Origin of the sequence: Bacteriovorax sp. PP10 (genome assembly GCF_035013165.1) — a bacterium.
GTDB classification, from domain to species: Bacteria; Bdellovibrionota; Bacteriovoracia; order Bacteriovoracales; family Bacteriovoracaceae; genus Bacteriovorax; species Bacteriovorax antarcticus.
The window spans coordinates 150,031-174,651 of record NZ_JAYGJQ010000002.1; the positions used below are offsets into that span (position 1 = coordinate 150,031).

General features: G+C 37.4%; 27 protein-coding genes and 1 tRNA gene. 15 read left to right on the forward strand and 13 right to left on the reverse strand.

Annotated elements, in window-relative coordinates:
* Positions 1-24 precede the first annotated feature (24 nt).
* The 5 genes from SHI21_RS10710 to SHI21_RS10730 form a co-directional block, all read right to left on the reverse strand.
* Positions 25-234 carry a hypothetical protein gene (locus tag SHI21_RS10710; protein WP_323576512.1) on the reverse strand — a complete coding sequence of 70 codons (210 nt, stop codon included), beginning with the start codon at positions 232-234 and terminating at the stop codon, positions 25-27.
* Positions 235-239: 5 nt separating this feature from the next.
* Complete coding sequence (locus SHI21_RS10715) at positions 240-467, reverse strand: hypothetical protein (protein WP_323576517.1); 228 nt, start codon at positions 465-467, stop codon at positions 240-242.
* Positions 468-610: 143 nt separating this feature from the next.
* The gene (locus SHI21_RS10720) at positions 611-1,594 is read right to left on the reverse strand and encodes a hypothetical protein (protein WP_323576519.1); all 984 of its coding nucleotides are present in this window, start codon (positions 1,592-1,594) and stop codon (positions 611-613) included.
* On the reverse strand, positions 1,591-2,475 hold the full coding sequence (locus SHI21_RS10725) for a hypothetical protein (protein ID WP_323576521.1): 885 nt from the start codon (positions 2,473-2,475) through the stop codon (positions 1,591-1,593). The genes SHI21_RS10720 and SHI21_RS10725 overlap by 4 nt, the downstream gene beginning before the upstream one ends.
* Positions 2,472-2,900: an NUDIX domain-containing protein gene (locus SHI21_RS10730; RefSeq protein WP_323576522.1), complete on the reverse strand. Its 429-nt coding sequence runs from the start codon at positions 2,898-2,900 to the stop codon at positions 2,472-2,474. The genes SHI21_RS10725 and SHI21_RS10730 overlap by 4 nt, the downstream gene beginning before the upstream one ends.
* 134 nt (positions 2,901-3,034) lie before the next feature.
* On the opposite strand from SHI21_RS10730, the gene SHI21_RS10735 reads away from it, so the two are divergent.
* The 4 genes from SHI21_RS10735 (at position 3,035) to SHI21_RS10750 (ending at position 7,499) form a co-directional block, all read left to right on the forward strand.
* Positions 3,035-3,694 carry a site-2 protease family protein gene (locus tag SHI21_RS10735; protein ID WP_323576523.1) on the forward strand — a complete coding sequence of 220 codons (660 nt, stop codon included), beginning with the start codon at positions 3,035-3,037 and terminating at the stop codon, positions 3,692-3,694.
* Entirely contained in the window at positions 3,694-4,716 is a 1,023-nt protein-coding gene (locus SHI21_RS10740; protein ID WP_323576524.1) for a segregation and condensation protein A, read from the forward strand. Before SHI21_RS10735 ends, SHI21_RS10740 begins: the two co-directional genes overlap by 1 nt.
* Positions 4,717-4,724: 8 nt before the next feature.
* Entirely contained in the window at positions 4,725-6,254 is a 1,530-nt protein-coding gene (gene scpB / locus SHI21_RS10745) for an SMC-Scp complex subunit ScpB (RefSeq protein WP_323576526.1), read from the forward strand.
* A 114-nt stretch (positions 6,255-6,368) separates the two neighbouring features.
* The gene (locus SHI21_RS10750; protein WP_323576528.1) at positions 6,369-7,499 is read left to right on the forward strand and encodes a pseudouridine synthase; all 1,131 of its coding nucleotides are present in this window, start codon (positions 6,369-6,371) and stop codon (positions 7,497-7,499) included.
* A 61-nt stretch (positions 7,500-7,560) separates the two neighbouring features.
* On the opposite strand, the gene SHI21_RS10755 is transcribed toward SHI21_RS10750, so the two are convergent.
* Entirely contained in the window at positions 7,561-7,881 is a 321-nt protein-coding gene (locus SHI21_RS10755) for a hypothetical protein (protein WP_323576529.1), read from the reverse strand.
* A 143-nt stretch (positions 7,882-8,024) separates the two neighbouring features.
* Between SHI21_RS10755 and SHI21_RS10760 the strand changes: the two genes are divergently transcribed.
* Positions 8,025-8,101 (forward strand) — tRNA-Met (locus SHI21_RS10760).
* A gap of 320 nt (positions 8,102-8,421) precedes the next feature.
* Here the strand turns inward: SHI21_RS10760 and SHI21_RS10765 are convergent.
* Positions 8,422-8,712 (reverse strand): hypothetical protein, encoded by a 291-nt coding sequence (locus SHI21_RS10765; RefSeq protein ID WP_323576531.1) that lies wholly within the window; start codon positions 8,710-8,712, stop codon positions 8,422-8,424.
* A 105-nt stretch (positions 8,713-8,817) separates the two neighbouring features.
* Positions 8,818-10,251 carry a hypothetical protein gene (locus SHI21_RS10770; protein ID WP_323576533.1) on the reverse strand — a complete coding sequence of 478 codons (1,434 nt, stop codon included), beginning with the start codon at positions 10,249-10,251 and terminating at the stop codon, positions 8,818-8,820.
* A gap of 130 nt (positions 10,252-10,381) precedes the next feature.
* On the opposite strand from SHI21_RS10770, the gene SHI21_RS10775 reads away from it, so the two are divergent.
* The 5 genes from SHI21_RS10775 to SHI21_RS10795 are packed head-to-tail and all read left to right on the forward strand — an operon-like array spanning position 10,382 to position 14,886.
* Positions 10,382-11,617, forward strand: coding sequence for a hypothetical protein (locus SHI21_RS10775; protein WP_323576535.1), 1,236 nt, complete (start codon positions 10,382-10,384; stop codon positions 11,615-11,617).
* Between the two features lie 28 nt (positions 11,618-11,645).
* Positions 11,646-12,500, forward strand: coding sequence for a glycosyltransferase family 2 protein (locus tag SHI21_RS10780; protein WP_323576537.1), 855 nt, complete (start codon positions 11,646-11,648; stop codon positions 12,498-12,500).
* On the forward strand, positions 12,497-13,435 hold the full coding sequence (locus SHI21_RS10785; protein WP_323576539.1) for a phosphoglycerate dehydrogenase: 939 nt from the start codon (positions 12,497-12,499) through the stop codon (positions 13,433-13,435). The genes SHI21_RS10780 and SHI21_RS10785 overlap by 4 nt, the downstream gene beginning before the upstream one ends.
* On the forward strand, positions 13,436-14,170 hold the full coding sequence (locus SHI21_RS10790; protein WP_323576541.1) for an SDR family NAD(P)-dependent oxidoreductase: 735 nt from the start codon (positions 13,436-13,438) through the stop codon (positions 14,168-14,170).
* 44 nt (positions 14,171-14,214) lie between these two features.
* Entirely contained in the window at positions 14,215-14,886 is a 672-nt protein-coding gene (locus SHI21_RS10795; protein ID WP_323576543.1) for an acylneuraminate cytidylyltransferase family protein, read from the forward strand.
* Here the strand turns inward: SHI21_RS10795 and SHI21_RS10800 are convergent.
* The gene (locus SHI21_RS10800; protein ID WP_323576545.1) at positions 14,822-16,036 is read right to left on the reverse strand and encodes an aminotransferase class I/II-fold pyridoxal phosphate-dependent enzyme; all 1,215 of its coding nucleotides are present in this window, start codon (positions 16,034-16,036) and stop codon (positions 14,822-14,824) included. The two genes, SHI21_RS10795 and SHI21_RS10800, sit on opposite strands and share 65 nt — an antisense overlap.
* Positions 16,033-17,025: a radical SAM protein gene (locus tag SHI21_RS10805; RefSeq protein ID WP_323576547.1), complete on the reverse strand. Its 993-nt coding sequence runs from the start codon at positions 17,023-17,025 to the stop codon at positions 16,033-16,035. Before SHI21_RS10805 ends, SHI21_RS10800 begins: the two co-directional genes overlap by 4 nt.
* 70 nt (positions 17,026-17,095) lie before the next feature.
* On the opposite strand from SHI21_RS10805, the gene SHI21_RS10810 reads away from it, so the two are divergent.
* Entirely contained in the window at positions 17,096-18,241 is a 1,146-nt protein-coding gene (locus tag SHI21_RS10810) for a twitch domain-containing radical SAM protein (RefSeq protein ID WP_323576549.1), read from the forward strand.
* Here the strand turns inward: SHI21_RS10810 and SHI21_RS10815 are convergent.
* On the reverse strand, positions 18,189-19,328 hold the full coding sequence (locus SHI21_RS10815) for a DegT/DnrJ/EryC1/StrS family aminotransferase (protein WP_323576551.1): 1,140 nt from the start codon (positions 19,326-19,328) through the stop codon (positions 18,189-18,191). The genes SHI21_RS10810 and SHI21_RS10815 overlap by 53 nt on opposite strands.
* 138 nt (positions 19,329-19,466) lie before the next feature.
* Here SHI21_RS10815 and SHI21_RS10820 point away from each other — a divergent pair, with 138 nt between their 5' ends.
* A complete protein-coding gene (locus SHI21_RS10820; RefSeq protein WP_323576553.1) occupies positions 19,467-20,234 on the forward strand; it encodes a fumarylacetoacetate hydrolase family protein in 768 nt (255 codons plus the stop codon).
* A complete protein-coding gene (locus SHI21_RS10825; protein ID WP_323576556.1) occupies positions 20,231-20,905 on the forward strand; it encodes an acylneuraminate cytidylyltransferase family protein in 675 nt (224 codons plus the stop codon). The genes SHI21_RS10820 and SHI21_RS10825 overlap by 4 nt, the downstream gene beginning before the upstream one ends.
* Here the strand turns inward: SHI21_RS10825 and SHI21_RS10830 are convergent.
* Positions 20,902-21,495, reverse strand: a complete 594-nt coding sequence (locus SHI21_RS10830; protein ID WP_323576557.1) for a D-sedoheptulose-7-phosphate isomerase — start codon at positions 21,493-21,495, stop codon at positions 20,902-20,904. The genes SHI21_RS10825 and SHI21_RS10830 overlap by 4 nt on opposite strands.
* A 30-nt stretch (positions 21,496-21,525) precedes the next feature.
* Entirely contained in the window at positions 21,526-22,755 is a 1,230-nt protein-coding gene (locus SHI21_RS10835) for a glycosyltransferase (RefSeq protein WP_323576558.1), read from the reverse strand.
* Between the two features lie 78 nt (positions 22,756-22,833).
* On the opposite strand from SHI21_RS10835, the gene SHI21_RS10840 reads away from it, so the two are divergent.
* Positions 22,834-23,568, forward strand: a complete 735-nt coding sequence (locus SHI21_RS10840) for a radical SAM/SPASM domain-containing protein (protein WP_323576559.1) — start codon at positions 22,834-22,836, stop codon at positions 23,566-23,568.
* Complete coding sequence (locus SHI21_RS10845; RefSeq protein WP_323576560.1) at positions 23,556-24,569, forward strand: alcohol dehydrogenase catalytic domain-containing protein; 1,014 nt, start codon at positions 23,556-23,558, stop codon at positions 24,567-24,569. The genes SHI21_RS10840 and SHI21_RS10845 overlap by 13 nt, the downstream gene beginning before the upstream one ends.
* Positions 24,570-24,621 lie beyond the last annotated feature (52 nt).

Below are 24,621 nucleotides of genomic sequence, written 5' to 3' on the forward strand. Positions count from 1 at the left end.
AATTAGATTCTCTCCTGATATTAGTTATTTTTTATCGAGCATTTCAGTGATGATCATGGCCGCTTTTCTTGCTAACGCAGGATCTTTGATTCTTTCTGTAATCGCTTTTTTCATACGCTCAATCTCAGCTTTTTGAACGACTGTGTTATCGTTCACAACTGAAAGGTGATTCACCTTCTTCGTTGGCGTTGATTCTGGCGTAGATTTGCAATCTGGTTTTTTTAAAGCACCCATAATGATTAAGCAGCCACTTCTGGCTTTCTCCCGTAGTGTCTTGAAACTTTTGACATATGTTCTTCAATAACTTCGAAAAGTTCAAGATTAGTTGTATGAGGATCCATTCCTGTCGGAAGGGCAGAGTAAACCATATCGCCGTTCACTTCAGTGAAAACGTACCATGTGCTTCCCATTTTTTGAAAAAGTACTTCTGAAGTTGCTTGTGTGTTTGATGATTTAGTTGCTTTCATAATTTCCTCCGTGAAATTCTGATTACTTTGTCTCTTGCATTACTTATCGTGTGTGGCCGTCAAAACTTTAGACATTTTTTTCGTTATTTTAATTTTTTTTAACATTTTTTTTACACATACCAGACTAGACTACTCAGGCTTTCTTAGTATTTCACCTGAACTCCCATGAAGATCGAAGCTTGTGCCTTCAATCCACTTGAGATCTGATTGGCCTCTCCCCAAAGTTCAGGAATTTCGGCCTCGTCCGTGGTCTTTAGTGTGTGAGGCAGGAATAGACTCAGGTCAACTCCTGTAATGAAATCTGTATTGGGTAATACATTATTGATCTGGAGAGTCGTGCTCGTCATTGGTGAGATAGAGTAGCCACTGAAAATTCTTTCTTCTGAGTTAGTTCCGCTATCCACGAATAAAGTCGTGCGGTGATAATTGAAAGTGAAACCAGTTCCAATAGACAGACGGTAGCTATCATTTTTAAAGGCATCGTAAGTTAACCAAGGGCCGCCTCTGATAATTCCGCGGCTTTCTTCTGCCAGGTTTTCATTCTTAAACTTCGTTGTATTTTTTGCAGAAGTAATAAGTCCAATAAATCCAAAATAGAAACGATCATACTTATCAAAGGCCACTTTCTTAGTGATAGTCAGTCGGCCACCCATTTCTGCGCGGAACTTCTGATCGTTAAAAGCAGAATCATACGCATAAGAAGAAGTCGTATTATTGGCGACAATGAAGGCCGCAGAGGCACGAAGAAAATTTCTGTCTTCAAATGGATAAGTTGCAGGAATAGGTTCTTCAATTCTGTAGTCAGTTGGATCATGACCTGCAAAACGAATCGGCTGCTCTTTTTCTTCCACTCTTCCAGTGACCACTTTTACATAGCGAGACGGAATAAAAGCAGGGTTACCTGCACGATCGAAAGTCGGAATGAATTCCGGCATTGTATCCAGGTCTCCAATCTCTCTTGGGATATAAACTTTTCCACCTTTTCTAATTGTCTGAAGAACAGTCGAACTTAAACTTGGGTCTCTAAGTAGAGGAGCTTCTAGCACAATAATAATCCCATCATAAGCAATGGCCTGGCCGATTGATAAGAACGAAATTGTGAATAAACTGAAAAAATATTTCTTCATAGGTCCCATTCGTATTTGTAACCGAGCATAGCTCCGATTGAATTGATTGTTATATCTTCCGGAACTGGATTAATGTCAGTGCGTGAACTCGATGTCAGGTTTAAGTTATGTCTTCTTATGTGAGCACCTGCACTCCATTTTCCAAAGCGGGTTCCCCATAAAACTTCTGCTCCCAGATCGAGCATGGTTGCATGGTATTTATCGGTGAATTCTGCTGTTGTTGTTTTATAGTTGGGCGAGTATTCGGCCCCAAATAAAATAGAAACTGCGACATCTTCTTTTTCGTACACATAATGTTGAAGATGCGGCCCAAAACTAATCGCCGAAAGTTCCATGTCGCTATCTTCGTTCGACCATGAAGCTGTCTCATAGTTGAGAGAGAGTCCAAAATTCACAGGCAACGATGAATTGTAAAGCGTTCTGAGCTCAACTCTACTTGCGAGCGTACTCGAGAACTCTGTTCCGTAAAGTGTGTTGAATGGACTTGCATCGATGTTGTCAAAATGCAGATTGAATTGAGTGTCGAAGAAAGCATGTTTGTTATTTGATCTGAAGACACTCGGTTCAGGATAGATGATTTCAGCATCGACATCGGGAAGGATCGCAATGTCTTTTTCTATTTCAACAATTCCCAAAGCTGTCGTCTCAAAAGCAGGTTTTCCAGCTTTATCATAAACAATAAAATGATCGCGCTTAAGTGGATTGGTCTCTAAAACAAAAACATAAATCCCGCGAGTGATTCTTAAGTCTTTTTGATCGGACAGCCTTGTTAAAACAGTCCCTGGTTTCAGATAAACTTTATAAGGTTTAAGTTCAGCTGCGAGGATGTTAGTTAAAAAGACCAAAAGGAAGCCTAGGCCAATCAAACACTTTTTGATCATCGTTTCTTCTCTTGGATATATTTTTTACAAGATAAAAACGCTTCGAAATTAGTAGGGAAGGTAAAATCGGATTCAATAACATCGTTCATGGGAACCCATTTAGAAAACAGGTGCTCTTCGTTCAAAACGATGGCCGGCCTTTTATCTAAATAACAAAGATAAACTTTTTCCACACAGTGCTTTTTCCAACGGTCAAAAAAACTAAACTCTTTATCGATATCAATAACCGTCGAATCAATTCCGGCCTCTTCAGCAAGCTCTCTGACGGCAGCTTCCGTAAAGCTTTCTTCGCCTTCCACGGACCCGGTAATATTCTGGAAACCAACATAGTTATTTGGTATTTGATTATTAAATTCGAAGAGCAAAAGGCTCTCTTCGGCGATAATCACGACTTGGACTTTTTTCTTTAGGGTTTCAGCATTCATATTTTAAAATTTTAACATAGTCTGACATTTTAATATTTGAGTCATAAAAAACTGCCTAATTAGCCTCTAACGCGCACCCTAATTGACCTGTAATTCGTTGCTACATGTTGACCAAAATGATATGTTTTTCCCTTATGGAAGAGATTATTTACAGAATTGCCATTTCCCTCCCGGCGTTTTTACTCGCAATCGTTTGTCACGAAGCAGCTCATGCTTGGATGGCGAAACGTTTCGGGGACACGACTGGCGAGCAACTAGGACGACTTAGCCTGAACCCAGTAGTTCATTACGATCTAATTGGTACGGTTATCTTTCCATTAATCGGGGCCATGCTTGGCGGAACGATGTTTGGATGGGCAAAGCCGGTTCCGGTCGACACTAGAAGATTCAAAAACATCCGCTCAGGTATTTTCTGGGTGAGTTTTGCAGGTCCTCTGGCCAATATCATCTTAATGGTTCTTTCAGCAATCCTGCTGGCACTAATGATTACAAAAGTGTCTCCAGCTTTTTCTTACTATCAGGTTTCATCTGACATGCTTAAGAGTGCTGTAACCATCAACGTACTTCTGGCAGTTTTCAACCTGATTCCGTTTCCACCTCTGGATGGATCGAAGATGGTGACTTCTATGCTGGATTACAACAACGCTAGAAAATACGAAGAGCTTCAACGCTATAGTTTTGTGTTCTTAATTATTTTGATCATGACTCCAATACTAAACTGGATTATGACACCGGCCTTGATCGCCAGTAACCTTATCGTGAATGTTTTCATTCACATATTTGCAGGTTTTTAATGTTAGATACATCGATTCAAGTAAAAACTGATCACTTCGACGGGCCGCTAGGACTTCTACTTCTTCTTGTCGAAAAAGAAGAAATGAACATCCGTGAACTGGACCTGACAAAGATCACAAAGCAGTATCTTGATTACCTGGCACAAATGCGTGACCTGGATTTCGATATCGCTGGTGACTACTTATTCTTAGCTTCAACACTTCTACTTCTAAAATCTAAGGTGTGTATCGCTGAAGAAGAACTAAAAGGATTAGAGTCAGAGTTTGGCGTAGAAGGATTAAACATCACTTCTCAGTCAGAACTTATCAGACGCCTGGAAGAACTTCAGTTGTACCAAAAAATGGGTAAGAAGCTTTGGGAACTGGAAAAGAAAGGTCATGAAATTTTCGTTAAACCAAAAGTAGATAGAAAAGCGATTGTTAACTCAATCCTTACTCCAATGGATTTAAATTCACTGACGATGACGATGGTGGATTTCTTATTCAGACAAAGAAGAAAATATACGGTTGTTAAGCGTGACCGTTTATCGATTAAAGAAAAGTTAAAATTCTTAAAGACCAATCTGAAACTAGGTGAACAAACTACTTTTGATACTCTTTTAGAAATGAACGGAAAGGCAGAAGAGGGGAAAGACCCAACGGATAACATCGTTATCACTTTCATCTCGCTTCTTGAGCTTTCTCGTCTTCAACGTATCAACGTTTTCCAAAACGAAGATAGAAGCACGATCTATGTAAACGTTGTCAGATCTCTTGAAGACTTCGACGTTGAACAGGCAAACGGGTTTGAAGATGAAGCGATGACTGCACCATCAGCAAGTGGTGTTCAGGAAATCAAAGAAGCCAACCTGGACGAAAGATTAGTAATTGAAGATCTTGGAGAGTACACACCTGAACCGGAAGTTGCAGCACCTGCTACAGAAGAGGGATCAGAAGAATTATCTCCGGAAGATCAAGAAGAGTATATGGAACTTCTCACTACACCCGACAGTGTAGATGCTGGGTCTAAATTAATTCAATAAGAGGATTTATGGAAAACGAAAACAACTCAGATATTCATATGGACGATATTGAAATGCCTGCACGCTTCCCAGAAGAGTCAGATTTAGAATTACCAGTTATGGAAATGTCGGCAGAAGCATCTACAGTTTTAACTGAAGAAATTTCTGAAGAAGTATTAGTGGCTTCAACTGAAGAAACTACAGGGCAAGATCTTCTTGAAGAATTAGAAGAACTAGAAATGTCAGACAGCATCGTTTCAGACGAAGTTTTATGGCAAGCTCGTACAGGATTAAACTCAGACACTCTTTGTGGGGCGATTGAGACAATCATCTTCATGAGTGACAAGCCAGTATCAATTCAAAAAATTAAAGCATTGATCGACGTTGATATGCCTTTAAAAGTAGTTCACGAAGCTCTTCAAAGACTTCAGGGCGAATACGAATTAAAGCATCATGGATTACGTCTATTAGAAGTTGCTGAAGGTTACCAGTACCGTACAAAAGCTACGTACTCAAAATACGTTCAGGATATCTTCAAAATCAACTCACTTGTATTATCGCCAACTGCTCTTGAAGTTCTTGCCATCATCACTTACAAGCAACCATGCTCGAAAGTTGAAGTTGATAAGATCAGAGGTGTAGATAGCGGTCACATCGTGCGTGCCCTTATGGACAAGCGCCTTGTTAAAGTGACAGGAAGATCTGATGAATTAGGACGTCCGGTTCTTTACGGAACAACTCCTGAATTCTTAGAAGTATTCAACCTTCCGGATTTGGCAGCTCTTCCACCTGAGCATGAGCTTGATGAAATGTCTCGCGCATCTTCAGTAGGTAAAATTGCTGACATCAAAACATTAGTAAACGACGGTGACAAAGCTCGCTTCAAGTTCGATGAAATTGAAGAGCTGGATATGTTAACTGAATCAATTAAAAATATCTCTGCTGAAACAGACTTCACAGCTTCACTAAAAGTTGAAGAGAAGAAACGTATTTCAGAAGATGGAGTAGCGGTTAAATCTGCTTTCGATCTATTAGAAGAATTCGTAAACAAGAGATTAATCTCTGAGCAAAATAAAATGGCCATCACTTCAATGCTTACAACGAACGTGATTGATCCAAGAATCATCAACGATCTTGAAGCAGGCCCATTCAACGTTCCTCATGACGATGATGAAGAAGATTTCCAGATGATCGATTTAGATACTGGTCTTCCACTTGAATACGATGCTGAATTCGATGGTGAACTTGATGAACACGGAAACTACGAAAGTGGTCTAGATGAAAGTGAATTCGATATCATCGTTGACCTGGATTTCGACAAAGAAGAATCAGAAGAAGAAGCGCTATCTAAAGCATTAGATGCAGCTTTCGAAAACCTAACAGGGGAGAGCTTAGACAGCCGCCTTTCTGATGAGGAATTCGCTTTTGGTGGAGAACTGGAAGAAAAAAGCCAGGAATTAGAAAACCTGACTAAAGATATGATCGTTAAAGCTCAGGACTTAGATCTAGACTTATCTTTCTTAAAAGATGAGCTAAATGACGAGAATAAGGATTCTTAATCCGTCCTTCCTGTCTACTTTTCAACTCAATTGACATTCAACGGACCGTAGCGTAAAACTCGGTCCGTACCTTATATAACCTAAACCGCCGTGATGGCAGATTGGAGGATCCTCGTGACTAAGTCTAAGACTAAAAAAGCCGCTACTAAAACCAACAAAATTAACAAATCAGAAACTGGTTCATCAGAACTAGAAGTACGCTTACAAAAATACATTTCAGACTGTGGGATTACATCTCGTCGTAAAGCTGAAGTGCTTATCCGTGAAGGACGTGTCACTGTTAACGGTGACGTTGTTATGGAGCTTGGAACAAAAGTTAATCCATACGGTGACATTATTATGGTTGATGGACACCTTGCTGACCTTCAAGCAGTTGAGCCAATCTACTTAATGCTTCACAAGCCAAGAGGATTTGTTACGACAACTAACGATCCAGAAGGTCGTGAAACAGTAATGAACCTTGTAAAAGAAATCTCAGAGAGAATCTATCCTGTTGGCCGTCTCGATTATTTATCAGAAGGTCTTCTTCTTATGACTAACGATGGTGAATTCGCCAACATGATTATGCACCCGAAATACAACGTAACAAAAGTTTACGAAGTAAAAGTTTTCGGATCTGTAACTGAAACAATCATCAACAAACTTAAAGCTGGTGCTTACCTTGAAGAAGGTCTAGTTAAGCCAACTTCAGTTCGAGTTATTAAGCAGCTTCCAACTAAGACTTGGCTTGAATTCCGTCTGAACGAAGGACGTAACAGAGAGATCAGAAGACTTTGTGAAGCCGTAGGTCTGACTGTTGATAAACTTAAACGTTTAGCTGTTGGTGGACTTTCAATTGAAGGTGTTGCTCCAGGAAACTTCCGTGTTATGAGTAAAGCTCAAATGCTTGGCCACATCGGATTAAATGACGATGGAACAGCTAAGAAAGTTCTTAATGCTGAAGGATTTGTTTCAAGCAAGAAGACGATCGACCTTAAGAGAAAACGTCCTCAACCAGGGACTGTTGCTGATGATGAAACATTCCAAAAATTCAGAAGAGAGACATACTTCGATTCATTAAAACAAATTGCGGATAACAAAGCGCAAGTTGCAGATAAGATCCAAACTCTTTCTGACCAGGTTTATATCGAAGAGCAAAAATCATACTTCGAACGTAGAAAGAAGATTGATCAGGTTCAGGCGACAATCAAGAACAACAACTTGAAGAAAACGAATTTTAGAGAAACTAAATCTACAAATAAATAAAATAAAAAAGGCCCGCAATCAAAGCGGGCCTTTTAATTCTACACGTGGAAAAAAACTAGTTCTAGTTATCGTAGTTCACAACTTTCGAAGCTGTTACGTACTCCTGTAAAACATCTACTGAATACTCCAATGCTTGTTGAGCGTAAGGGATATTACTCTGGTCTTTCAATTCTTCTGTGAAGCGCGCTTGTTTAATAAGAGCGGCACACATTCTCATGAATTCAGCACTTCCTTCAAAGTACTCTTCTTCACTTTCAGTGAGCAAAACATGGGCAAGCATAGTGTTGAGCGATCTGATGAGTCTCACCTGTTGTGGGGTAAGTTCACTTCCATCAATCTCAATTTTAATCATTTGCTCTTTTATTGAAGTCTGGGCCGACATAGTATCCTCGCTCTAAATTAGGGTTTCATAACGGTCACTAAAATGTTTATCGCCATATTGCGGAAGGAATTTAGAACTTTATGTTGGAGTGAATAGTTCTATTTCTTACTGGACAAACGATGTCCGGCAATCTACTATCACCTTGCGGGATGGAGCAGTCTGGTAGCTCGTCGGGCTCATAACCCGAAGGTCATAGGTTCAAATCCTATTCCCGCAACCAAAAAATAATCCAATAAATTTATGTACTTAAGACCATTCAACCCTGAATGGTAGCGTTGTTTTTTCTCTTCAGTTTTAGACCCCAAATCATTGAAATTTTTCTCCCAACAGGAATATATCTGTCGTGTATATAACCGCAAATTGGCCTGTTTTTAGGGGGTCTTTGTTGGAAATAGGGTCATATTTATTTTTTAATTATAGGAATCTTTTTTTAATTATTAGTTATTTTTTGATTAAAAATGAGCTTTGGAACTAACGACCTCATCTATAAATTAAATCTATAGTTCTTTATAGTTTAAGAGCTTTTTACCCGCTCTATAATCAGGTCTTCCAGTTAGTATGCACGTGCCCAGGTTTTTTTGGAATCTGATGGGGCGGGATAACTGGAATCTCAATATCGTGTTCATGGAATTCACCATCTTCATCGACATCGTTAAAAATAAAATTTCTGTGGTATTCAGGTTGATGTTTCTTTTTGTGTGTCTGACTTATCTTAGGATATCTTTGATGTCTGTCTTGATACATGAAAGACATGAGCATCCCTAATGGAAATAGAAACCAAACGCAAAGAACAGAAACGGTAATGATTTTTTCCAGAGTAAAGCCTTCCATAGATCCTCCCGAGATATTCTCTCACTTAGAAGATTACGCCTATGAAATCAAAGTTGAAATTTAATGAAATGAAGCTTAAGAGAAATTAATGTTGATCATAGTAATTTAGTAAATAGTTTTTGAGGTCACTGAGTGTTCATAACCGCGAATACATTCAGATGTGCTGTGTTCATCATTTAATAACAGACAAAGATTTTTCCCTAAATCGTTTCTGTAAAAGTTTTGCACTCCAATACCGAAATAAAATAATCCATCAATAGGAACAAGAGACTTGATTCGAGTAGGGTCTTGCTCGCGGGCATTACATCCACGTATGGCGATTTCTTTTTGTTCCGAAGTGAAATTATAATTATTAATAGCAGTGATACAATTATCAATCGTATCCATTTTAGGTCTTGGATTAGGACGATCGAAGTCGAGATTATAGGCCTGAAAATTATTTAAGTTACCGCTGTAATAGAGAGTAAACATTAAAGTGAATGCAGTCAGGAGTAGGTAGCTTACAAAACTCATTTTGATGTTTTTTATGAAGTTGAGATTAATGACAATTAAAAAGAGAGTGGCGTAAAACCATAGTTGCCAGTATTCGCTGTTGATTGCAAGAGTTCTTGTGGCGTAAGGCTCATCTGTTTTTAGGTAGTAGAAAATAAGAGCGTAAACGAAAAAATAAATTGAAATGCCGGCAATCTCTTTTGACTTTTTTGCTAAGGGGCGTTTGATAATCATGGAAAGAAATATCAAAAAAATCATTAAAAGGAATAATCCAAAAGCAGCTACATTTAAGGGCTTAACTTTTAAAAGTAAAAGTGAGTGCTCGCCAAGGAAATGCTGATAAGAAGTTTGAAGGGCCCAGTCTAAATTGTAATGAGAGATCCTATCACCTAAAGTGAGTGTTTTTTTGACTAACTTTAATAGAATAAAAGATTCAAATAAGATGAATAAAGAGACAATAAAATGAAAGAGAGAAAATCTTTCTTTGAATAAGACTGTTTTAATTTTTTGTCTATAGGGAATAAGAATATAGAGCGCTAAAGGCAGAAAACTTACGTCAATAAGAATAGCGATAAGAGAAATGAAAGTAGCCTTTCGATAATCGTCATTTGAAATCATTCTATCTAAAAGTAAGAAGAAGATTAGAGAGAGTGTGGCATTGCCGGCAGTATCACTGGAAATACTGGTTATGATAATTCCAATAGGAGCGAGGATAAAACTTATGAATAACCAACGTGAAGTATTTTGGTTGTAATGTTTCGTGGCCATATTTAAAACAAACCATAGAGTGATGGTTTGGATAAATATAATGCTAAGGAAAATACCAGCTTCATTAGTAGGCATAAAGAGATGGAAAGGGAGAGTGATAAAAGCTTGAACCAGAGTGCCGAAATAGTGGTGGGGCTGAACGTAGTCGAATACGGCCGAAAAATGACCTTTAAGAATGTTTTGCAACATGACATTCATTTCATACGATTCATCGCCACCTAAAGTGATCGGGGCCTTGATTAAGAAAGTTAATCTATTAATGAAAAAGAGAATGACCATGATAAGGATTTCGTAATGAAATTTTCTATCGTTTGCTGCTGGCTTAATTCTTATACCTTGATGAAAGTTTGTTTGTTATTATATGCTTCAGGTAAAACGAAAATTTGTCAATTAAGTTAAAGGCAATGAAATGAGTGGACTCTATCTAGGTCTGGGTTCTGTAAGAAAGAAGGATAATTCCTCTCTGCGGGCCGGAATGTTTCATGATTTGATTCAGTCGCGCTTAATTTATAAGATTGTTTATAAGTGGGCGCAGGCACCTGTAATTGGAGTTCCTGCTTCGCTAGCTTTTACTTTTTATGCTCTTTGTAGAATTTTCCATGTTCATATTCAATTGAATCGTCGCCCAGGTCTCATTGCTGTTTATCAGTACGACAATGAAACAAGATGTATTAAGGCCCGATCTAAAAGACCCATTGAAGAATTTGTCACGTTTAAGAAATCTTTCTTAGAGGCCAAACCTCTTTTGGCAGTTATCTCATATTGTTTGAAATCACTTTCAAGTGTTCCTAAGACAATGAGAGTCTCTCAGAAGCTCATTAAAAAATATGGAATTCTCATTGGGACCAGACAAACTCAAGTGATTTGCGTCTACGCCTTTTTTAAAGATTATTTTTCATGTCTTGATATGAGTGAATCGCGCATTGTGATCTCTACTGAAAGTAATCCAGATGTGATTGCGGTGGCCTTAGCGGGCAGGCTCTATCAGAGCAAGGTCATCTATGTGAATCATAGTTTTCTTGATTCTCATCTTGGATTATTTTTTCATGATGAACTGGTTGTGCAGGGAAAAGCGCTTTTGAGTATTATTGAGAATAATCTTACTGCGAAGAAGGTACCTGTCGTGAAAATGATTGGCCCTTATTTTGACACTGAGCCTCTTCGTTTGCCGTTAAGTCATGTGAAAACAGTGGGGATCGTTTGTTCGCTTGGACCTAACGTTGCTCAAATTGAATTGCTGATCTCTCAACTGACAAAAAAATATCATAATGTTGAAATCGAAGTGAGATTACATCCCAATAAGTTATTATCCGGGTATTTGATTGAAAGATTGGAAACCTATTCTGCAGTAAAAATAGTTCCTTCAATGGATTGGGCCAAAGCAGATTATCGACACTGGGATTTTGCGGTTGCTGCTAACACCAGCGCCCATATTGATTTGATTGGGAAAGGCATACCAACGGTAGGTTATGATTTTGATAATCATCCAGATGATATGTATGACTTTTATACCAAGGGTTTTGTGCCTAAGGTTCAGGATGTGATGAAAGTTGAAGAAACAATTAATTTGTTTTACTCTAATGTGGATTGGAAGAATATATGCTTTTCTTATCTGCCGGAATCAGAGAAAAGCCTGGAATTGTAACTTGAGTTAAATCCCTGGGGTCATAAGTATGCAAAGCCCTCATGTCGCTATCATTATTCGCACGTTCAATGAAGATAAGCACATCAAGAAATTACTGGAAGCTTGCTTCTCTCAAAAAACTCAATACTCGTTTGAAGTGATTGTTGTTGATTCTGGTTCAACTGATAAAACATTAACTATTGTAGAAAATTATCCTGTTATTCTAGAGTCTATTAAGTCGTCTGAATTTACTTATGGGCGTGCTTTAAATATTGGAGCAAGAAAAGCTAAGGCCGATTTGTACGTATGTATTTCAGCGCACTGTTATCCAAGTGATGAGAATTGGCTGGAAGAACTTATTAGACCATTTGAGAATAAGAATATTGCCATGGTTTATGGAAGACAGATTGGTGATGACAGGACGAAGTTTTCTGAAGAACAAATCTTTCAGCAATACTTTCCCAAAACAGTTTCAAATGATCAGGATGTCGTTTTCAGTAATAATGCGAATTCAGCATTTAGACGTGAGTGTTGGGAGTCGGTTGAGTTTGATGAGAGCTTACCAGGACTTGAAGATATTGACTGGGCAAAAAAAATGTCAGATTCAGGAATGAAAATTTATTATAGTCCAGAAGCGTGTGTTTATCACATCCATGAAGAAACTTATGCTCAAGTTTACAAAAGATACTATCGTGAAGCTTTAGGATTAAAGACGATTTATCCAGATTCAGGATTTAGTGTTGTGACTTTTATTTCTAAGTTTATCGGTCATAGTTTTTCAGATTTAATTAAAGCTTTGAAGAATAAAGTCCTTTTTAATAATTTATTATCTATTTTTTGTTTCAGATACTGTCAGTTTGCCGGAACAATGTCTGCTTATAAGAATTATGGAAAAGTGAAATGAAAAAAGTTTTAATCACTGCCCCTTATATGTTCCGTGAATCTGAAAGATCTAAAGTTGAAGAGATGTTGAAAGCTCATGAGTTTGATACAACTTTTCATCCAGTTTTAGAGCGAATGAATGAAGCTGACTTACTCAAGGTTATTTCAGACTACCATGGAGTCATTTGTGGCGATGATCAGTTCAATGCCCGAGTGTTGGATGAAGCTCGCAATTTAAAAACGATTGTGAAGTGGGGAACTGGAATTGACTCTATTGATGTTGTAGAAGCAAATAAACGTGGAATTTCGGTTTATCGCAGTGAGAATGCTTTTACTTATCCAGTGGCCGATACAACTCTTTCTTATATTCTAGCTTTTTGTCGAAGTATGCCAGCAAATGATTCTCTGATGAAAAATGGTCAGTGGGATAAACCTCAAGGTTTTTCTCTTTTTGAAAAAACAGTAGGGATTGTTGGATTTGGGGATATTGGTAAAGCTGTTGCGAAAAGGCTGAAAGCTTTTGACTGTGAAATATTGGTTAACGATATTGTGGCAATTGATGAAAGTATTGCAAATGAATATGGTGTGAAGTCGGTGAGCTTTGATGAGCTTATAGCTCAGTCTGATTTTATTACGATGCATACGGATTTAAATCCCACTTCTCGATATTTATTAAATCAAAACTCATTTAATAAAATGGTGAAGAGACCTTTTATTATTAATACAAGTCGTGGTGGCGTTATTAATGAAGCTGATTTGGTTGCGGCATTAAATTTCGGATTGATTTCTGGGGCAGCTCTGGATGTTTATGAAGTAGAGCCACTTCCAGTTGATTCGCCTTTAAGGTCAATGAAAAATACAATCCTTGCTTCTCATAATTCTAACTCTAGTCCTACATGCTGGATGAAGGTGCATGAAAATTCAATTCGCATGTTACAACTAGGATTGGGTGGATAAGTGAATAATCAAAAAGTCGTTATTGTAACAGGGACATCGAGAGGAATCGGAAAAGCGATCGCTCTTTATCTTCATGAAAAAAATTATAAAGTTATTGGTATTGATAAGACGGAATGTGCTCAGGTTTTTACACAAGTGACTTGTGATTTGAAAAATTGGCAAGAAGCCTCTGTTGTGATTAAGCAAGTTCTTGGAACAGGATCAAATGTCGTCGGACTTGTGAATAATGCTGCTATTCAGATTGAAAAGGGGATTTTAGAGACTTCGCTTGAAAATCTTAATGATATTTTTTCGACTAACGTCTTCTCTATTTATTTGCTGACTCAATTATTAGGGCCTTCTTTTAGTGAAGATGCTGCCATCGTAAATATATCTTCTGTGCATGCTCATGCGACTTCACGGAATCTTTCTTCGTACGTAGCGACGAAAGGAGCTGTTTCTGCTTTAACTCGTTCAATGGCCTTGGAGCTTGGTGAAGAAAAGGGCATTCGTGTGAATTCTATTTGTCCTGGGGCGATTGAAACAGAAATGTTGATTCAAGGATTATCTCGCAACTCTAATCCTGATCAAGCAATGAATAATTTAAAGAAGAGTTCTCCTTTGAATAAAATTGGATCTGGTACGGATGTGGCAAAGCTTGTGCATTTCCTTATTGATGGTGAATTGTCGGGAAACATTACCGGACAAGAGTTTGTGGTTGATAGTGGTGTTCTGGCCCGTCTGGCCTCTGAGTAATTATGGTAAAAACTAATTATCCTAAATTTACTGCACTTTTGCCTATGAAGAAAAACTCGGTAAGAGTTAAAAGTAAAAATACGAGAATTTTTTCAGGTGCTTCTTTATATACTTATGTTTTAAGCACTTTAATAAAACTGGATTGGATTGATGAAATTATCATTAATACAGATTCAGAAGAAATAGGTGAAGCCGCGATTGATTTTTCTCCTAAAATTAAGATTCATTGGAGAGATGAGCTTATTAAAGGTGATGATGTTTCAATGAATAAAATTATTGAAAACGATTTCAAAGTATCATCAAATGAATTTTTTCTTCAAACTCATGCAACTAATCCTCTTTTAAGCGCAGAAACTCTCAATTTAGCAAAAGAGTTATTCTTAATTCAAACACGAGCAGACAAGTGTGACTCTTTATTTGCAGTCAACCAGCTGCAGTCGAGATTATACAATTCACAGCTTTCACCAATTAATCACGATCCATCTCGCTTGATTCCGACTCAAGACTTAAGTCCTATTTATGAAGAAAACTCATGTTTCTATTTTTTTAGTAAAGAATCATTTTTGAAATCTGGTGCACGTATTGGAATGAAGCCTACAATTTTTCCCGTTCCAAAGAATGAAGCGGTTGATATCGATACAGAAGAGGATTTCAGGCTTGCTGAGATGATGATGAATTACCGCAAAGAAGTGCATCTGTCGCATTTATCGCTTTAACAATTCTTTCTAAATCTATTTTTGTCAGAGAATCATAATTAGGAATCATTAGATAAGACTTGTGTGCGGCCAGACACCCTGGAAGATTCTCTTCTGGTCTCATGATCTCCATAATACTATTCCCACATCCAGTATCAATTCCATATTTCAAAAGCTCTGCGCGGTATTTAGGAGCATCTGGAACGATTGCTATGTGATTGTAGTAAACATCGCCATCTTTTCTTTCAAGATATTTGATTGAAGTGTTTTCTTCAATGAATCGGGCCTTGTCAGATTTTCTTTTTAATGTTGTTTCTAGTTGGCCCAATTGCTTCAGCCCTTGAAGAGCTTGAGTATTAGAGTATTGGAAAAAATTAAGAACCTTTTTCCTGGTTAAGTAATTAAGTCCGTTCTTTATTTTCTTTAATAGGTGATTAGATTTAATAATAGGAGCGCAAAGAAAAGTAACAAGTGGAATGGCCACAAAATTTTCGGCATGTCCTAAGAGTAGCTTTCTTAATAACTGCTTTCTAGTAGGAAAGGGAGTCGTCGCTAAATTCTTTAGGGCAAAATTTCGAAGTTCGTCATTGTTAGTTAATAACATCCCACCAGTATAAGTATTGATGATTTTAGAATAACTAAAACTGAAAAATGCAGCATCTCCCAGACTTCCTAATGGCCTTTCATTGGTAAAAGCACCGTGCACGTGAGCACAATCTTCGATAATGAGTAAATTGTGATCTCTAGCGATTTGAATAATTTCTTTGGAGCATGAATTGCCAAGAAGATGGGTTACAAGAACACCTTTAGTCTTTGGTGTAATCTTTTTTTCAAAATCGAGAGGGCACATCGTCCCTCTGGTAAGTTCAATGTCCACACATTGATAAGAAATGTTCATTTCATCCAGGCATCTTTTTACAACCATTGCTGTATAGCCAGGAATCAGGATCTCGTTGTCTTGATTAAAATTATAGAAGTCGAGAGCTAAGGACATTGCATGGAGACCGTAGGAAGTTGCTATCGCGTGTTTGACGCCGATTTTTTTAGCATACTCTTGGTTGAAGTGATTAATGTAGTCACCTTGAAACCATGACGAAGAAGAGTAGGTCTTCCAAAAATCATTTAGGTATCCAGGATATGTTTGAGATTTCCTGCGGATAATATTTCTCATGCGCTTTTCAGACCCAACTTTAAAGAACCTTGAACTGTGCAGTTATGGCACTGAGGAAAAGACCTAAGTTTAAAAAATGAGTGTGAAAATTTCTGTTCCATCACTTGTTTATAAGGAATGACTTCAGTTACTCGAGAGCATTTACGGATATCTCCATTAGGCTCGACTCTTAAGAAGATTTCACCGGCACGGCAATCGACTTTTTTAGAACTAAGTACTTGAGCTTTTAAAACTTCAAAGTACTTATAAGGATTTTGAATCGTCTTTGGTGATTGAATTTTTAAGGCCATCAAATCATCAAGACATTTTAAAATATCGACAGGAAGAAGTGTTTCTTCATGAGAAGAGAAAGTGGCCAGTGTTTTATCGAAAACCAATTGGTAAGAAAAAGGTGTTTTGATTTCTTTTGAATAAGAAACAATATTTTCTATATTGTAGGCCGAGCTTTTAGTAATGACACAGGTAACGTGATGACTGATTCGATGTTTTTTGAGCAGAGTAATAGCGGCCAGTGCTTTTTGAGAAGATTTTTCACCACGGATTGGATCATTAACTTCCGGAGGTCCATCAAGGCTGATGGTCACCTGATAAAAATGCTTTTTGATAAAATCAATGTTGGCCGGAACCATAAGACCATTGGAATTAAGATTAAGCAGTATTCCTTTTTGTCTGGCCCTTAAAACAAATTCTTTAAAGTGAGGTGAGATTAATGGCTCTCCTCCAGTAATCGAGATGACTTTCAGGCCTTGTTCTGAAAGAGTATCGAGAAGGCCTAGAAGATTTTCACGACTTAGTTCTTTATGTTCAAGATGTGGGAAGCCACAGTAGTGACAATCCAGGTTGCAGCGATGAGTAAGACTCCATGTCACAATAAGAGGTTTATTCACTTTAAAAATATAGTATTGAATAAGCTGGTTTACGATTCCTGACATTGTAAGAATATTTTTTACTTCTCTTAAAGGATACGGAATGTAACTCATGATCTTCATTGTAGTATCTTAAATCACTCCGGGCCGCAGTTCAAAGATTTTAGGTTTCCTCTCTCGAAATATTATGGGTATGATTTTATCAATCACACTTGGAAGATTAGAAGCAATGGACATAACAAAAAACTTAGAACAGGAAACGAATAAGCATTTTTGTATATTGCCATGGGTTCATCTTGACATACAGCCCAATGGGGGCTGCCGTACTTGTTGCCTTGTGAGGCAAGACACTTTCGGAAATATCAAAGATCAAAAAATTAAAGACATCGTAAACTCTCATGAGCAAAAAAATCTAAGGTCCAATATGCTGGCCGGAAAATTTAGTGATTCATGTATTGAATGTCATAAAGATGAATCTTCTGGGCATGTCAGTCTAAGGCAAAGGGCCAATAAGGCCTTTTATAAGAATGATGGAATGCTGGAAGGGACGAAGGAAGATGGAGCTGTTGGCAGTTTTAGTTTAAAGCATGTGACACTGAGATTTTCTAATCTATGTAATCTTTCTTGTGTTTATTGTAGCTCACTTTATTCGACAGCGATTAAAGATGAGGCCAATACTGGTTATATTAAATCTTTTGAGAGTAAGATCGAATTAGAGCAGTTTATCGATGAGAATTGTGAGCACACTGAGGTTTTTGATTTAATGGGGGGGGAAGCAATCCTAGATCCTCTTCACAATGAATTTTTAAATTTAATGATTCAAAAAGGTAAAACTAATATTACGCTTTTATATACAACAAATCTTAGTATTGATTTGAGTACGAAAGCGGGGCTTCTGGAAAAGTGGAAGCAGTTTAAAGAAGTAGGTTTTATTGTAAGTTTGGATGCTGAAGAAAAGTTAGGTGAGGAAATTAGAAAAGGATTAAAGTGGGATATTGCTCTTAAGAATATTGCCTATGTTAAAGCAAATCTGGATTTCAGGCATTTTATTATTCAGCCAACGGTTTCAACTCTTAATATTTTCAATCTTGCTAAGTTCATTAATTACCTGCTTAAAAATGAATTAGTGTACCCATCTAATATCGTCTTTAATTATCTTTATCGCCCAATGAAATACAGTCTTGAGTCTCTTAATAAGTATCAATGCATTGAGATCGTCAAATCACTAAAGGATTTAAAAAAGAATTTAGTCATGGATTATGAGATTAATCAGGTCGCAGGTCTAATTAAGAATTTGAATGCTTTAATTGTAAGGCTTGAGCAAGGGCAAGAGTCTTAACCGTCCATTCTTCAGCACTTTCTTCCAATGAAATATTAATATTGACCGTTTTAGAAAGCAGATCGATTGTCGGGAAGAAATTGATTTTTGAATTTCTTTTATCTGCTGGGATTAGGTGCAGCCACTGCCAGACATTGTGTGCTGGGCGAAGAATAGGTGAGGTCGCCTTGAGTCCAACTTGGTGAAGTTTGATGATAGTGTCTTTAACATCATTAGGTGAAGATAAATAAAACCTTGTCGTTGTTCCACATTCGCCAGAGTCATATGCGGGAACTAAGTTCACATTATATTTTTTCAGTTCTTCTTCTAGAATATTTTTTCTTTCTTTTAAGTCTTGAATGATTGTATCGAGACGGCCAAGTTGAACTCGAATCATGGCACCTTGAATTTCAGAGACACGCATTGATCTTCCGACAAAAGGAGTAATAGTGTAAGTCTCTTTCATCGTCGGGCCAAATTGATTGCAAGTATCGTGAAACATCATGGATCTTTGATAGAGCTCCTGGTTTTTTATAAAAATGGCGCCGCCTTCTCCACAAGAGATGACTTTATCGACATTAAAAGAAAAACAGCCAGCATCACCAAATGTACCAAGGGATTGGCCTTTAAATTTGCCACCGACAGCTTGAGCAGCGTCTTCAATAAGAAATAAATTATGTTCCTGACAAAAGCGAACGATAGAATCCATATCACAAGGATAGCCGTCCATGTGAACTGGAATGATTGCTTTTGTTGCAGGAGTTAAGGATTTTTTTACTTCGCTCAGGTCGAGATCAAGATGAGTATTTACATTGACGATAATGGGTTTCGCACCAACTTCTAAGATGGCAGCTAAGGTTGCAAAGAATGTATAAGCAGGGACGATGACTTCATCACCAGGTCCGATATTTAGAGAAGCAAGTGCAGTGACAAGCGCATTTGTTCCACTTGAAAGTAAAACACTATGTCCGTTGCCGAGATAGTTAGAGAACTCTTTTTCAAAAAGAGAGCATTCCGTCTCTACGTCTTTGCCTTGATAGCGAAAAAGCTTCTTCTTGCGAAGAACATTGCTAATGGCCTGAATTTCAGCTTCATCGCTGTAATACATAATTTCCCAATGAAAATGGACTCTGGAAATGCTAACAAAGACTGTCCCTCTAAGTAAATTAGATAATTCAAAGTAGGCATTGAAAATGACTGAAGTTCTTTGTTAGAATGAATGGTGTCAATTTCCATGGTGCTTTGAATGAAAATTTCCAGGTTTTCGATTAACGATGAAATTTTTTATGGCAAAATTGACCAGGATAAAGTGACTAGATTGAGATCTCTGTCAAAAGGAGAAATCATCCTGGAGCTTACTGGTGATATTTATCATTTAAATGATCTGACTCAGATGTCTCCGGTGAATCCATTAAATATTTATGGAGTGGGGGACAATTACCCTCGTTCGAAAGACGATCAATCAATTCCAGTTATTTTTAAGAAATCGCCAAAATCAATTGTGATCAATCATTCAAAAGTTGTACTTCCTTTTGGAAAGCAGGTTTGGCCTGAACCTGAAATTGGAATTGTGATTAAAAAAGAACTTATTGGATTAAATGAGGAAAACTTTGAACAGTATATTTTTGGTTATGTATTAGTTAATGATGTGACTTGCATAACTTCAGGAGAGGATTCAGACACTCATACTGATGAGTCGAAGAACCAAATCGGTTTTTGCCCGGTTGGAAGTTTTATTCAAACTGAATTTAATTTTCAGGAAGCCGATATTAGCAGTGAAATCAATAAAACTTCTTATCGAAATGGTAAAGCGGATTCTTTTAAATGGAAGTTGCACAGGCTTCTTAAAGAAGTGAGTTTGAAACATAATATATCTGCAGGTGATTTAATCATTACCGGGTGTCCCGCCAGATTAGATAGTCATAAGACTTTACTCGCAAAAGGTGATGTGTTCACTGCTCGAGTTGAAGGACTGGGAGAATTAGTGACTCATTTTGATAAGGAAGAACGATGAAGATTATTGCTCATATGCCAGCTCGTATTGGAAGCAAGAGATTAAGTTTAAAAAATCTTCAAGACTTAAATGGCCAACCGGTCATGCATTATGGAATCAAGACGGCTTTAGCTGTTGAGAGTCTATCAGATGTTTATGTTAATACAGAGTCAGATATCATTATTAATGCAGTTAAAGATTTGCCTGTGAAAATTTATAAAAGAGATCCAGAACTTTCTATAGATTCAGTTACGCAAGATAGATTTAACTATGATTTTATTTCTAAAAATCCATGCGATTATTTTTTATTAATTAACCCTATTTGCCCATTGATTACGAAAGAAGATATCTCAAACGTGATTGATTTTTGTATCAAAGGAAATTTTGATTCAGTTTTTACAACAACTAAACATGAGACTCATGGGATTTTTAAAGATGTACCATTAAATTTTAAAACAACTGGTCATTTAGAGAGAACTCAGGATTTAGCACCTTACTTTTCTATTAACTGGGCGATTAATATGTGGAAGCGTGAAGCTTTTATTGAAGCTTATGAAAGAGATGGATACGGAGTTTTCATTGGTAATATTGGGTATTTTGAAATCCCAAATCCACGTGGTCTAAAAATTAATTATGAGCATGATTTAATGTTGGCAGAAGCTCTTATCAGGCTTCAGACGAGTAAGAACTAGTTAAGCTTGTATTCGATGTAGTAACAGATCAGATGGCCTAGAATCATGTGAATATCTTCTGTGACACCTAATTGCAGATCATCAGTTGAAATCAATAAATTTTCGTGGTTCTTTTTTAATTGTCCGCCATCTGATCCAAGCAGAGCAAATGTACGAACGTTTTGTTCTTTCGCAAATCCTAAAGCAGAAATAACATTCTTTGAATTTCCTGAGACAGAAAGTCCTACGACCAGGTCTTCTTTATTCATGATCACATTGAGTTCTAATTTAAAGATATCTTCAAAGCTATAGTCATTCGCAAGGGACGTAACAAGTGAAGAACTTGCACCTAGTACACACGTCTTAATGGGACGATTCCATTGTTTCGTAATATAGCCTACACCCATTGCAAAGTGCTGGGCATTGGCATGGCTGCCACCGTTTCCAAGAAAAATAATTTTTCCACCACGATCACGGCAGTCTAAAAATTCCTGAATAATTGGGGCAAGGTCATAGTTATTGAGTTGTTCAAGTGTTTTTGAAAAAAGAGATAGATAAGATTTTTTAAAATCATTTATATCTGAAGATTTGGTAACGAGGTCTTTGATCATGCCTAACTTTACTCGCGGGCAGAATTGATGTCAAACCTGCTGCTTCAGGCCGTAGGCCTTGAAAAGCTCTTGAGCTAAGGGGTCATGATAGTCGTGAAAAATTTTAGTTTGGTGTGTTTTAAATTGCACTCGTCTTTCTATAATTTTATTGAAAAGCGAAGTTAGTTTTAGAGGAGAATTGGCCTCTGTAGGAGTTGAAAGCAGTTGGAAATACTGCTTAGAAATATTATTTTCAAAATACTGCGAAGGAATAGGAAATGGAGAGACATTCTTCGTGAGCGTTTTCATTATAGCATTGGCAACCTGCTCAGCTTTACACGTCAGTCCATTTTCATTGTGAGGAATAATATCGACATATTCAATTTGTGAAGGAAAGTACTGTTGATAGTCAGTGTGTCCACCCCAGTCGCTCAAAATCAGTCTTTCTCCTCGGCAAAGAGAGCGAAAGGCCGCGATTCCAAAGTTTTCATCCGAGTGTGCACTTGGGCTAATAAAGATTTTTCTAGTTTTTAGTTTAGATTGATAAAGTTCAGTACGATCTACTTTTCCATGAAAAATGACAGAGTCATGTAAGTTGTATTTTTGAACTAAATGAACAAGTTCTTCTTTGTAGTTTGGATCTTTCACACCCATGTTGGGGCTTCCAAGAAAATCTTCATCACCAAAGATATGAAATTTAATTGAGATCTTTTTTTGGTTTAAAATATGAAGTGCTTCAATAATAGAATGAAGATTCTTTTGGCGAGAAATTCTTCCTGCGAAATAAAGTTCATTTTCTTCAGAGGCCGCATGGGTTTCGGTATTCAATTCTTGTTCTGAGAGTGAAAAAAGAACAACTCCACCTTTAGGTGAATCGACACTTTGTTTTAAAGAATCCCAGTCGCGAGTTGAGCTTGAAATAAAAAGATCGTTACCTGTAAAAAGTGGTAGCAGGCCGAATTCCTGTAATGGCCACAGTGCAATAGTAGCTTGGTTGTGTAAGTGGAAAATAAGTCGCGCCGGAATTCCCATGTCTTTCTTTAAAACGCGCAGAGTGCTGGCAATCTGGAAATTAAAACAAGTAATGACAATATTTTGAGCTTGCCAGCATTGCTTAGCAATAGACTTTAGGGGAGTTGTGTCCACGTCGATCACTTCCACCTGGTGAGAACTGTCCTTAGTTTGCTCCCAACATCTTACAATATGGGGAATGATCTCCTGCATACTCGACCAGACATAATTCTGGGTAGATGTTAGTACAATGGTAAGGTTTTGGTTCATAGGGCAATATTAACGTGCTTTGGTGATGTTTGAAAATTTAATATTTCAACCAATGAATATTTAGATATAGTCTTATCCATGTTTAACGCTATAGAAATTGAAATTAATCACGGGTGCAACAAGGCATGTTCTTATTGTCCGGTTTCGACGTTAGAGCGTATTGAAAAAGGGCATATGAGTTTAGAGGTTTATGAAGAACTGATATCTCAATTAAAAGATTTAAATTACGAAGGAAGAATTTCCTACGATTTTTATAATGAACCAACTCTTTCGCCACATCTAGAAAACTATATCGTCTTAGCAAAGGCGGCACTTCCTAAAACAAGTGTTGAGCTTTATTCAAATGGAACACTTTTATCTTTGGAGCGTTTTAAGAAATTAAATGCAGCTGGTGTTGATAAATTCATTATTACAAAACACGAAGGTATCGGAACCTATATTTTTGAAGACACGATGACGAAGTTGTCGGCAGCTGAAATGAGCAAAATTCAATATAGGGATTTTACAGAACTACGCTTAACGAATAGAGGCGGAGTTCTTCCTCATATTCCTCATGAAACAGAGGCCATCAATCTTCCTTGTATGATTCCTTCAATGATGATGACTGTGACAGTAAATGGGAATGTTGTTCCATGCTTTGAAGATTTTTATCAAAAAAATCAGATGGGCAACATTATGGAAAAAAAAATAAAAGATATCTGGTTGTCAGAAAATTATGTTTATTTTCGAAAAAAACTTTTCTTCGGAAAGCGTGCTGAGTTTGAAGCTTGCAAAGATTGCAGCAGACTAGAGGTACTCCCATGGGCCAATTAGAATACATTTATTCATCTGAGAAAAATTTCTTTGCTGCAGAAGTAAAGCTTCCAGAAATCATTGCAGATAATGAAGTTCTAGTGAAAGTTTCAGCAGTGGGGATTTGTGGATCAGATCTCTATCACCATAAAACATACCAGGGCGATCAGTTAAGATTGGGGCATGAATGGATTGGTAGTGTCGTAAAAAAAGGGTCGCATGTAAGTCATCTGGAAGTTGGAGATATGGTGACAAGCTCATCAACTCTTGGCTGCGGTGAATGTTCTTATTGTTTACGAACAGAAGTTAATATGTGTGAAAATCCAGTTCACCTATGTTCTGAAAAATTAGGGGCATTAAGAAATTATCTGCAAATCAGTTCTTTCAATGCCATTAAATTAAATTCAAAAAAACCTTCTGATGTTTTATTGGAAGTCATGGCCGTAGCAGAAGAAGCGATGGCACTTTTAGAAGCTAATAAAATTCATGAACCAAAAAAGGCCCTTGTTTTAGGTGCTGGTACAGTGGGAATTCTTTGTGCTTACCTATTGCAGGAAAAAGGTATTGAAGTCACTATCACTGATGTTCAAACCGGCCGAGTGAAGCGCTCTCTAGATGTTGGCCTTAAAGGCTACCCGTTAAATTTTTTAATGATGGATAAATCAGCGCACAACCAATTTGATGTCATTATTGATGCAACTAGTGATCGCGAGTCTTCGGTAAGTGGCTGGAGCTTGTTGCCAGTTTTTGGAACCAAGAATCTGGTAGCTATTATGGTAGGCAAATATATAAACCCGATAGAGATAAAACCAGATCAGCTATCTAAACTTGCTTCAAGGTTAGTTTTCATGCGAGGGGTTCCCTTAAATACGCTTGAGGCCACAGTCAAAAAATGGTCAGGGCATCTGGATTTTCTTGCATCTAAACTTATCACTCACCATTTTGAGGCCGAAAAGCTCAATGAAGGTTTTGAGGTTGCAGCAAATGCGAAGGTCTCAGGAAAAGTAGTAATCACTCTATAAGATTGACTTAAATAACGCACATAAGTACACTTTCTCTATTGATTATATTTAA

What these genes read in the sequence shown, in the direction of transcription:
- SHI21_RS10710 (WP_323576512.1), bottom strand. Translation starts at nt 234, where the DNA reads ATGGGTGCTTTAAAAAAACCAGATTGCAAATCTACGCCAGAATCAACG.
- SHI21_RS10715 (WP_323576517.1), bottom strand. Translation starts at nt 467, where the DNA reads ATGAAAGCAACTAAATCATCAAACACACAAGCAACTTCAGAAGTACTT.
- SHI21_RS10720 (WP_323576519.1), bottom strand. Translation starts at nt 1,594, where the DNA reads ATGAAGAAATATTTTTTCAGTTTATTCACAATTTCGTTCTTATCAATC.
- SHI21_RS10725 (WP_323576521.1), bottom strand. Translation starts at nt 2,475, where the DNA reads ATGATCAAAAAGTGTTTGATTGGCCTAGGCTTCCTTTTGGTCTTTTTA.
- SHI21_RS10730 (WP_323576522.1), bottom strand. Translation starts at nt 2,900, where the DNA reads ATGAATGCTGAAACCCTAAAGAAAAAAGTCCAAGTCGTGATTATCGCC.
- SHI21_RS10735 (WP_323576523.1), top strand. Translation starts at nt 3,035, where the DNA reads ATGGAAGAGATTATTTACAGAATTGCCATTTCCCTCCCGGCGTTTTTA.
- SHI21_RS10740 (WP_323576524.1), top strand. Translation starts at nt 3,694, where the DNA reads ATGTTAGATACATCGATTCAAGTAAAAACTGATCACTTCGACGGGCCG.
- scpB (WP_323576526.1), top strand. Translation starts at nt 4,725, where the DNA reads ATGGAAAACGAAAACAACTCAGATATTCATATGGACGATATTGAAATG.
- SHI21_RS10755 (WP_323576529.1), bottom strand. Translation starts at nt 7,881, where the DNA reads ATGTCGGCCCAGACTTCAATAAAAGAGCAAATGATTAAAATTGAGATT.
- SHI21_RS10765 (WP_323576531.1), bottom strand. Translation starts at nt 8,712, where the DNA reads ATGGAAGGCTTTACTCTGGAAAAAATCATTACCGTTTCTGTTCTTTGC.
- SHI21_RS10770 (WP_323576533.1), bottom strand. Translation starts at nt 10,251, where the DNA reads ATGGTCATTCTCTTTTTCATTAATAGATTAACTTTCTTAATCAAGGCC.
- SHI21_RS10775 (WP_323576535.1), top strand. Translation starts at nt 10,382, where the DNA reads ATGAGTGGACTCTATCTAGGTCTGGGTTCTGTAAGAAAGAAGGATAAT.
- SHI21_RS10780 (WP_323576537.1), top strand. Translation starts at nt 11,646, where the DNA reads ATGCAAAGCCCTCATGTCGCTATCATTATTCGCACGTTCAATGAAGAT.
- SHI21_RS10785 (WP_323576539.1), top strand. Translation starts at nt 12,497, where the DNA reads ATGAAAAAAGTTTTAATCACTGCCCCTTATATGTTCCGTGAATCTGAA.
- SHI21_RS10795 (WP_323576543.1), top strand. Translation starts at nt 14,215, where the DNA reads ATGAAGAAAAACTCGGTAAGAGTTAAAAGTAAAAATACGAGAATTTTT.
- SHI21_RS10800 (WP_323576545.1), bottom strand. Translation starts at nt 16,036, where the DNA reads ATGAGAAATATTATCCGCAGGAAATCTCAAACATATCCTGGATACCTA.
- SHI21_RS10805 (WP_323576547.1), bottom strand. Translation starts at nt 17,025, where the DNA reads ATGAAGATCATGAGTTACATTCCGTATCCTTTAAGAGAAGTAAAAAAT.
- SHI21_RS10810 (WP_323576549.1), top strand. Translation starts at nt 17,096, where the DNA reads ATGATTTTATCAATCACACTTGGAAGATTAGAAGCAATGGACATAACA.
- SHI21_RS10815 (WP_323576551.1), bottom strand. Translation starts at nt 19,328, where the DNA reads ATGTATTACAGCGATGAAGCTGAAATTCAGGCCATTAGCAATGTTCTT.
- SHI21_RS10820 (WP_323576553.1), top strand. Translation starts at nt 19,467, where the DNA reads ATGAAAATTTCCAGGTTTTCGATTAACGATGAAATTTTTTATGGCAAA.
- SHI21_RS10825 (WP_323576556.1), top strand. Translation starts at nt 20,231, where the DNA reads ATGAAGATTATTGCTCATATGCCAGCTCGTATTGGAAGCAAGAGATTA.
- SHI21_RS10830 (WP_323576557.1), bottom strand. Translation starts at nt 21,495, where the DNA reads ATGATCAAAGACCTCGTTACCAAATCTTCAGATATAAATGATTTTAAA.
- SHI21_RS10835 (WP_323576558.1), bottom strand. Translation starts at nt 22,755, where the DNA reads ATGAACCAAAACCTTACCATTGTACTAACATCTACCCAGAATTATGTC.
- SHI21_RS10840 (WP_323576559.1), top strand. Translation starts at nt 22,834, where the DNA reads ATGTTTAACGCTATAGAAATTGAAATTAATCACGGGTGCAACAAGGCA.
- SHI21_RS10845 (WP_323576560.1), top strand. Translation starts at nt 23,556, where the DNA reads ATGGGCCAATTAGAATACATTTATTCATCTGAGAAAAATTTCTTTGCT.